The sequence below is a fragment of the Rheinheimera sp. genome (assembly GCF_030824435.1).
In the GTDB taxonomy this organism is placed as follows: domain Bacteria; phylum Pseudomonadota; class Gammaproteobacteria; order Enterobacterales; family Alteromonadaceae; genus Pararheinheimera.
Window position 1 is genome coordinate 21,964 of record NZ_JAVBXS010000050.1, and the last position, 7,428, is coordinate 29,391.

At 52.2% G+C, this 7,428-nt stretch carries 4 protein-coding genes; 3 read left to right on the forward strand and 1 reads right to left on the reverse strand.

The genetic code is table 11. The annotated features are described in order from the left end of the window. Both RCH83_RS11150 and RCH83_RS11155 read left to right on the forward strand, forming a co-directional pair. Complete coding sequence (locus RCH83_RS11150; protein ID WP_306522012.1) at positions 1 to 3,084, forward strand: multidrug efflux RND transporter permease subunit; 3,084 nt, start codon at positions 1 to 3, stop codon at positions 3,082 to 3,084. Beyond that, positions 3,081 to 6,155 (forward strand): efflux RND transporter permease subunit, encoded by a 3,075-nt coding sequence (locus RCH83_RS11155; RefSeq protein WP_306522014.1) that lies wholly within the window; start codon positions 3,081 to 3,083, stop codon positions 6,153 to 6,155. The genes RCH83_RS11150 and RCH83_RS11155 overlap by 4 nt, the downstream gene beginning before the upstream one ends. Before the next feature lie 192 nt (positions 6,156 to 6,347). Here RCH83_RS11155 and RCH83_RS11160 read toward each other — a convergent pair whose 3' ends face one another. After that, the gene (locus RCH83_RS11160; RefSeq protein ID WP_306522016.1) at positions 6,348 to 6,884 is read right to left on the reverse strand and encodes an anti-virulence regulator CigR family protein; all 537 of its coding nucleotides are present in this window, start codon (positions 6,882 to 6,884) and stop codon (positions 6,348 to 6,350) included. Between the two features lie 212 nt (positions 6,885 to 7,096). Between RCH83_RS11160 and RCH83_RS11165 the strand changes: the two genes are divergently transcribed. Further along, a complete protein-coding gene (locus RCH83_RS11165) occupies positions 7,097 to 7,348 on the forward strand; it encodes a hypothetical protein (RefSeq protein ID WP_306522018.1) in 252 nt (83 codons plus the stop codon). The last annotated feature ends 80 nt before the right edge of the window (positions 7,349 to 7,428 follow it).

Sequence of the window (7,428 nt, forward strand, 5' to 3'; positions counted from 1 at the left end):
ATGAATATGTCCAAGCCCTTTATTCTGCGGCCTGTTGCCACTTCGTTATTGATGCTGGCGCTGCTGATTGCCGGCATGCTGAGCTGGCGTTTATTGCCGGTAGCGGCATTGCCGCAGGTCGATTACCCGATTATTCAGGTATTTACCTTTCAGCCAGGCGCCAGCGCCGACATAGTGGCTCGTACTATTACCGCGCCTCTGGAGCGGCGGCTTGGCCAAATTCCCGGTTTAAAACAAATGTCGTCGGCAAGCTCCAACGGCGCTTCTGTTATCACTTTGCAATTTGCGCTGGTGGTGGATATGGGCGTGGCCGAGCAGGAAGTGCAGTCGGCAATGAATACCGCAGGCTCTTTGTTGCCGGGTGATTTACCGGCGCCGCCTGTGTATCGCAAAGTAAACCCGGCCGATGCACCTATTCTGACTTTAGCCGTCAGCTCCGACACTTTGCCTTTGCCGCAGGTTTACGATTTAGTCGATACCCGGATGGCGCAAAAGCTGGCACAGGTTTCCGGAGTTGGTATGGTCAGTCTGGCTGGCGGTCAGCGCCCGGCAATCCGGGTGAAAGCCAATCCTGCTGCGCTGGCGTCCTTGGATTTAAGCCTGGAGCAATTACGCACTGCGATAACCGGCGCCAATACCAATCAGCCCAAAGGCAGTTTTGACGGCCCCTTTCGCTCCACTATGCTGGACGCCAACGACCAAATCCGCGACACCAAAGAATATGAAGAGTTAATCGTAGCCTGGCGCGCCGGTGCGCCTATCCGGCTAAAAGATGTTGCCGCAGTAGAACAAGGCGCAGAAGACCGCTTTTTAGCGGCATGGGCCAATCAACAGGCCGCAGTGCTGGTGAATATTCAGCGCCAGCCAGGCGCCAACGTGATTGAAGTGGCCGACAGAGTGCAACAGCTGTTGCCACAGCTTACAGCCACTATGCCGGCCGCAGTGAAAGTGGAGGTACTCACAGACCGCACCCAAAGTATCCGCGCTTCGGTGCATGACGTACAAATGGAGCTGATTTTTGCCATAGCCCTGGTGGTGGCTGTGACCTTTGTGTTTTTACGTACTATTCCGGCCACTATTATTCCAAGCCTGGCGGTGCCACTGAGTTTAGTTGGTACCTTTGCTGTGATGTATCTGCTTGATTTTTCGGTGAATAACCTAACCTTAATGGCGCTGACCATAGCCACAGGTTTTGTGGTGGACGACGCTATAGTGATGCTGGAAAACGTGGCGCGGCACAGAGAACAAGGCGCCAGCCCAATGGAAGCTGCACTAAAAGGCGCCAAAGAAATTGGTTTTACACTGATATCTTTAACCTTTTCGCTGATTGCCGTGTTGATTCCATTGTTATTTATGGCCGATGTGGTGGGGCGGTTATTCTTTGAATTTGCCGTGACTCTGGCGGTGGCGATTTTAATTTCGCTGGTGGTGTCACTCACTTTAACGCCAATGCTCTGCGCTAAGTTACTGACTAAATTGCCAAAACACGATGACGAAACCGATTGGATGTCACGCGTTATCCGCCGTTATGGCCTGATGCTGCAGTGGGTGCTGAGGCACCAGAAACTGGCGATGCTGACGATGCTCGGCACTGTTGTATTAACTGCTGTGCTTTATCTGGCTGTGCCTAAAGGCTTTTTTCCGGTGCAGGACAGTGGGGTTATTCAGGTGGTAACCGAAGCACCGCAGGATATTTCTTTTGCTGCTATGGCAGAGCGCCAACAGCAACTGGCGGCCAATTTGTTGCAACATCCGGCTGTTGCCAGTTTAAGTTCTTTTATTGGCGTCGATGGCAGCAATAGCAGCATTAACAGTGGCCGCATTTTGCTGAACCTGAAAACCCACAATGAACGTGACGGCAGCGCCACTGAAATTATCCGTGAGCTGGAGCAACAAGCAACTAGTGTCAGTGGCATTAAAGGTTGGTTCCAGCCGGTGCAGGAGCTGAGTATTGAAGACAAAATCAGCCGCACCCAATATCAGTTCAGTTTAACCACTCCCGACAGTGAAGTGCTGGCGCAGTGGCTGCCGGATATGATGGCTGCGCTGCAGGCAAGGCCAGAACTGTCAGAAGTGGCACACGACTTACAACAACAGGGTTTGCAGGCTTTTATTGACATTGACCGCACAGCGGCAGCGCGGCTTGGCATCAGCGTTAGCCAGGTGGGTGCTGCTTTGCAAAGTGCTTATAGCCAACGTCAAATCAGTACTTTGTTTACTCAGGCCAACCAATACCGCGTCATTCTGGAAGTGGATCCGGCTCAGGCGCAGGGCATAGGCGCTTTGGATAAACTTTATCTGACCACAGCTTCAGGCGCTGCGGTGCCGCTGTCGGCTGTTGCCAAAGTCAGCCAACGTCCGGCCAAACTTTTAATTAACCATCAGGGCCAGTTCCCGGCTGTCACTTTGTCTTTTAACCTGGCCGAAGGTTATTCATTGGGTGAAGCAGTGGCCGCTATTGAAGAAGTGCAACAACAGCTGCAATTGCCGGCGGAAATTGAACTGAGTTTTCAGGGTGCTGCTGAAGCTTTTAGGGCATCACTGAGCAACACTTTATGGCTGGTGCTGGCGGCGGTGCTGACCATGTACATAGTGCTGGGTATTTTGTACGAAAGTTTAATTCACCCTGTGACTATTTTATCCACCTTACCTTCAGCCACTGTTGGCGCTTTATTGGCGCTGCTTGTGATGAACCAGCCACTGGATTTAATAGCGGTGATTGGCATAGTGCTGCTGATTGGTCTGGTGAAGAAAAACGGCATTATGATGGTCGATTTTGCGTTAGAAGCGCAGCGTCATCAGGGGTTAACACCAAGAGAAGCCATTTATCAGGCGGCATTATTGCGCTTCAGACCTATTTTAATGACCACGCTGGCGGCACTTTTTGGCGCTGTGCCTTTATTACTGGCCAGCGGTTCAGGCGCTGAATTGCGCCAGCCTTTAGGTTTGGTGATGGTCGGTGGTTTAATTGTTAGTCAGGTGCTGACCTTGTTTACCACGCCCGTGGTGTATTTATGGTTTGACCGTTATTTCAGCAATAACAAAGCCCAACATGAAGCGGCCGATCAGGCGGTGAGCTTATGAATCTGGCGGCGCCTTTTATTCAAAGGCCGGTGGCGAGTAGCCTGATTGCCAGCGCCATTTTGCTGCTAGGGCTGTTGTGCTGGCGCTTATTGCCGGTGTCGCCGCTGCCGGCGGTCGATTTTCCAATGATAGTGGTCAGCGCCAGTTTGCCTGGCGCCAGCCCTGAGAGTATGGCGGCAACAGTAGCAACGCCGCTGGAACGGGCTCTTGGCAGTATTGCCGGCATCCGGCAAATCAGCTCCAGTAGTAATCAGGGCTCTGCTCAGGTGCGGCTGGAGTTTGAACTGGACCGGAACGTCGACGAAGCCGCCCGTGATGTGCAGGCCGCCATTAATGCGGTGCGCGGCCAGTTGCCGTCCGGTATGCCGGGCAATCCTTCTTATCGCAAATTTAACCCATCACAAGCACCTGTGATGGCGCTGGCGCTCAGCTCCGACAATCTGGCCGCCAGTGTGTTGTACGACGCTGCTGCCACTGTCATTGCGCAAAAACTGCTGCAAATTCAGGGGGTAGGTGAAGTAGAAGTAACAGGCGCTTCTTTGCCAGCTGTGCGGGTGCAACTGAACCCGGCCATGCTGAGCCATTTTGGCATAGCGCTGGATGAGGTGCGCAGTGCGATTTCCAGCGCCAACGCCACAGTGCCTGTTGGCCTTGTAGAGCAGAACGAACAACGTTGGCAACTTGCCACTAACCAGACGATGCGCCGCGCCAGTGATTATCAGCAGTTGCTGGTGAAGTATGTCAATGGCGCGCCTATTTACCTGTCTGATGTGGCAACAGTGTCGGACTCGACTGAAAACCGTTATAGCGCTGGTTTTCATAATGAAAAAAGCGCCGTTATTTTACAAATCAGCCGTCGCACCGGCGCCAACATAGTGGCCACTATAGATGCCATTCAGGCCGCTTTACCTCAGTTGCAGGCCTTAGTACCGGCCGACGCTGAGCTGGCGGTGGTGATGGACAGATCGCCGGTGATCCGCGCCACTTTAAGTGAAGCGCAATTTAGTTTATTGCTGTCGGTGCTATTGGTGGTGCTGGTGGTGTGGTTGTTTTTAGGCAAGTTACGCACTGCGTTGATCCCAAGTCTGGCCATTCCTGTGTCGCTGATTGGCGCTTTTGTGGTGATGTATCTGTGTGATTTTTCACTGAATAATTTGTCGGTGATGGCGCTGATAGTTGCCGCTGGTTTAGTGGTGGACGACGCTATAGTGGTGCTGGAAAACATTAAACGTCATATCGAAACCGGTTTAAGCCCGCTGGAGGCGGCGAAAAAAGGTGCGGCCGAAGTAGGTTTTACTTTGGTGGCAATGAACTCGGCGCTGATCGTGGTGTTTTTATCCATTTTGTTTATGGGCGGTTTAGTGGAGCGGCTGTTTCGCGAATTCTCCATTACGCTGGCCGGTGCCATGCTGATTTCGTTGTTTATTTCGTTAACTTTAACACCCAGTTTGTCGGCGTTGTTATTGCAAAAACAGCAGGCAAAAGCGCCAACCGCACCGGAAAAAACAACGTTATTTCAGAACTTTGCGCACAAATATCAGCGTAGCCTTGGCTGGGTGCTGCAATATAAAAAGTCAGTACTGACGCTGATGTTGCTGGTATTTGGTGCCAATGCCTGGTTATACAACCAATTGCCGGGTGGTATGTTGCCGGCTCAGGACACAGGCCAGCTCAGTGGTTTTGTGCGTGGTGACGATGGTTTTTCATATCAGGTAATGCAGCCAAAAATTGAAGAATTCCGCCAGTTGCTGCTAAAAGACCCGGCCGTTGCCGACGTCACTGGCGCCAGTGGTGGTGCTATGGGCCTGAGTAATTCCTGGATGCGGGTGCGGTTAAAACCACTCAGTGAACGGGGGGTTTCGGCGCAGGAAGTGGTGAACAGAGTGCGGCTGAGCGCGCCCAAAGTGCCTGGCGCTATGTTGTTTTTAAATGTGGAGCAGGACATTCGTTTAAGTTCACCCTGGAACAGCAGTGACTACGAGTTGTTGTTATTGTCGGGTGAATTAAAACCACTGCGCGAATGGGGCAAAAAAGCCGCTGAAGCCATGAAAGAATTGCCTGAATTGGTGGATGTAGACTCGCCCGGCGGTGAAGATGCGCAGCAGGTGGTATTGCATATTGACCGCGAAGCGGCGCAGCGCCTTGGCGTGGATATGCGCACCGTTGCCACTATGCTGAACAACTCCTTCTCGCAGCGCCAGGTAGCCACACTCTATGACGAAATGAACCAATACCGGGTGGTGATGGAGCTGGCGCCGGGTTATACGGCACAGCCGGAGGTATTAAAGCAGCTGATGTTGATTTCCAAAGACGGCAGCAGGGTGCCACTCAGTGCCATTGCCAGTTACGACTATGGCCTGGTGAGTGACAGGGTGCGGCACGATGGTCAGTTTGCGTCTATGGGCATAGGTTATGGCCTGGCGCCTGAGGTGACAGCAGAGCAGGCGGCTGCGGCGATAGACCGCATGTTGGCAAAATTAATGATCCCGTCCGTGGTGCATACGGTCAACGGTGAAGATCAGCGTAATGCCATGTTTAAAAACAGCGACAATTTCTGGCTGATGGTGGGTGTGGTGTTGACGGTCTATCTGGTGCTTGGCGTGTTGTATGAAAGTGTGGTGCAGCCGCTGACCATTATTTCGACTTTGCCTTGTGCTGGTATTGGCGCTTTGCTGGCGCTTTATATCACGGGCTCGGCTTTTAGCCTGATAGCTTTGCTTGGGCTGTTTTTGCTGATTGGCATTGTGATGAAAAACGCCATTTTGCTGATTGATTTTGCTTTGGCGGCCGAACGGCAGGGCTTAACGCCTAAACAAGCCATTTTGCAGGCGGCCACGCAGCGCTTAAGACCCATTTTAATGACCAATTGTGCTGCGGTATTAGGCGCTGTGCCTTTGTTGCTGGGTATGGGCGAGGGTTCTGAACTGCGCCAGCCGCTGGGTATTACTATTGTCGGCGGTTTGTTGGTCAGTCAGCTGCTGACCTTATATAGCACGCCAGTGGTGTATTTATTGCTCAGTCGTTTTCGGCGTAAAGCGGCAACCAGGGCTGAAGCGCTGACGGCTAAGTAACAACGGCTAAGTGATAACGGCAGTCCGGTAACGACTGCGCGATAACTGCAATCCGGCAACGGCAGCACGCTAACGACAGCATCATAACCACAACCGTATTACAGCAAATAAAAAAACCACCGCGAGGTGGTTTTTTACTTTTGTGTCAGTTATTTAGTGGCAAATGGCAAAACGGCTGATTCACTCAAAAGATTAACGGAAAACATCCGTCAGAATATCGGCCACTACCATAGTGGCGATAGAGACCAGCACTAAGTCGCTGCCACAGACCTGCCATTGGTAACCTTCATGTTGTGGCAACTGGCTCAGCATTTGTGAATGGCCCAGTTTTTTCGCAATGCCGGGTGGCAGTGGTTTACCACGGGCCAGGTTTTTGCGGATGCCAGGCGGCAGTTGTTGATAACCGGTTTGTTGGTAGCTGACCGCAAGTTCGCGCGCCTGACCAAAGCTGATACCAGCAGTCACATTCACACCACCAATCTGGCTGTTTATCGCAACAGTGCCGCCACCAAGAGCGGCACCCGCCACTGCGGCGCCTGTCAGCACGGCGGTGTCGTTGCTGTAACCGGCCTGAGCAGATTTCTGGCCTTTTTTGTCGCCTTTTTGCGCTTTTTGTTCAGCCGGATTGCCTTTATTGCCTTTGCCATGTTTAGGATCGGCCTGCACCTGGCTGGTACTAAAGGCAACTAAGGTGGCCAATAAGATTGGCAACAGGGTGTTTTTTTGCATCTGTAACTCCTTGCGCCCAAAGGCGGCTGTTGTGGGAGATGGTGTGGCTGCAGGTTTAGGTTTTTACCTTTGTGCCAGCCTGTGGCCTGAGTGTAGCGCCGCAGCTGCCACAAACCAAGGGTTAAAAATAACAGAATAATTGCCGGAAAATCCGCACAGCAGCAAGGCTTGCTGTTATGCTGCGCGCCATTTTTTCAGGTGGGTTTATTTGTATGTTTAATAGTCAATTCAGTCAGTTAGAGCAATCTATCCAGCGTTTAGTACAAGACAACCAACAATTGCAGCAGGCGCTGTTGCAAAAAGAAGCAGAGCTGCAAACTCAACGTGATGAGCTGGAGCTGTTGCAACTGGGCATGATGGAGTCGGAAGAGCAGGCGCAAAAGGCTGCCAGCCGTTTGGATGCGCTGCTGGCGTTATTCCCGCAAGTGTCTATTCCGGTAGCGCAAACCTCAGCGCAGGCGTAACGGGAGTCGTTTTGATGATTCAGGCCGAATACAGTGAGTTAACGCTGGAGATTGCCGGGCGCGACTACAAACTAAAAACG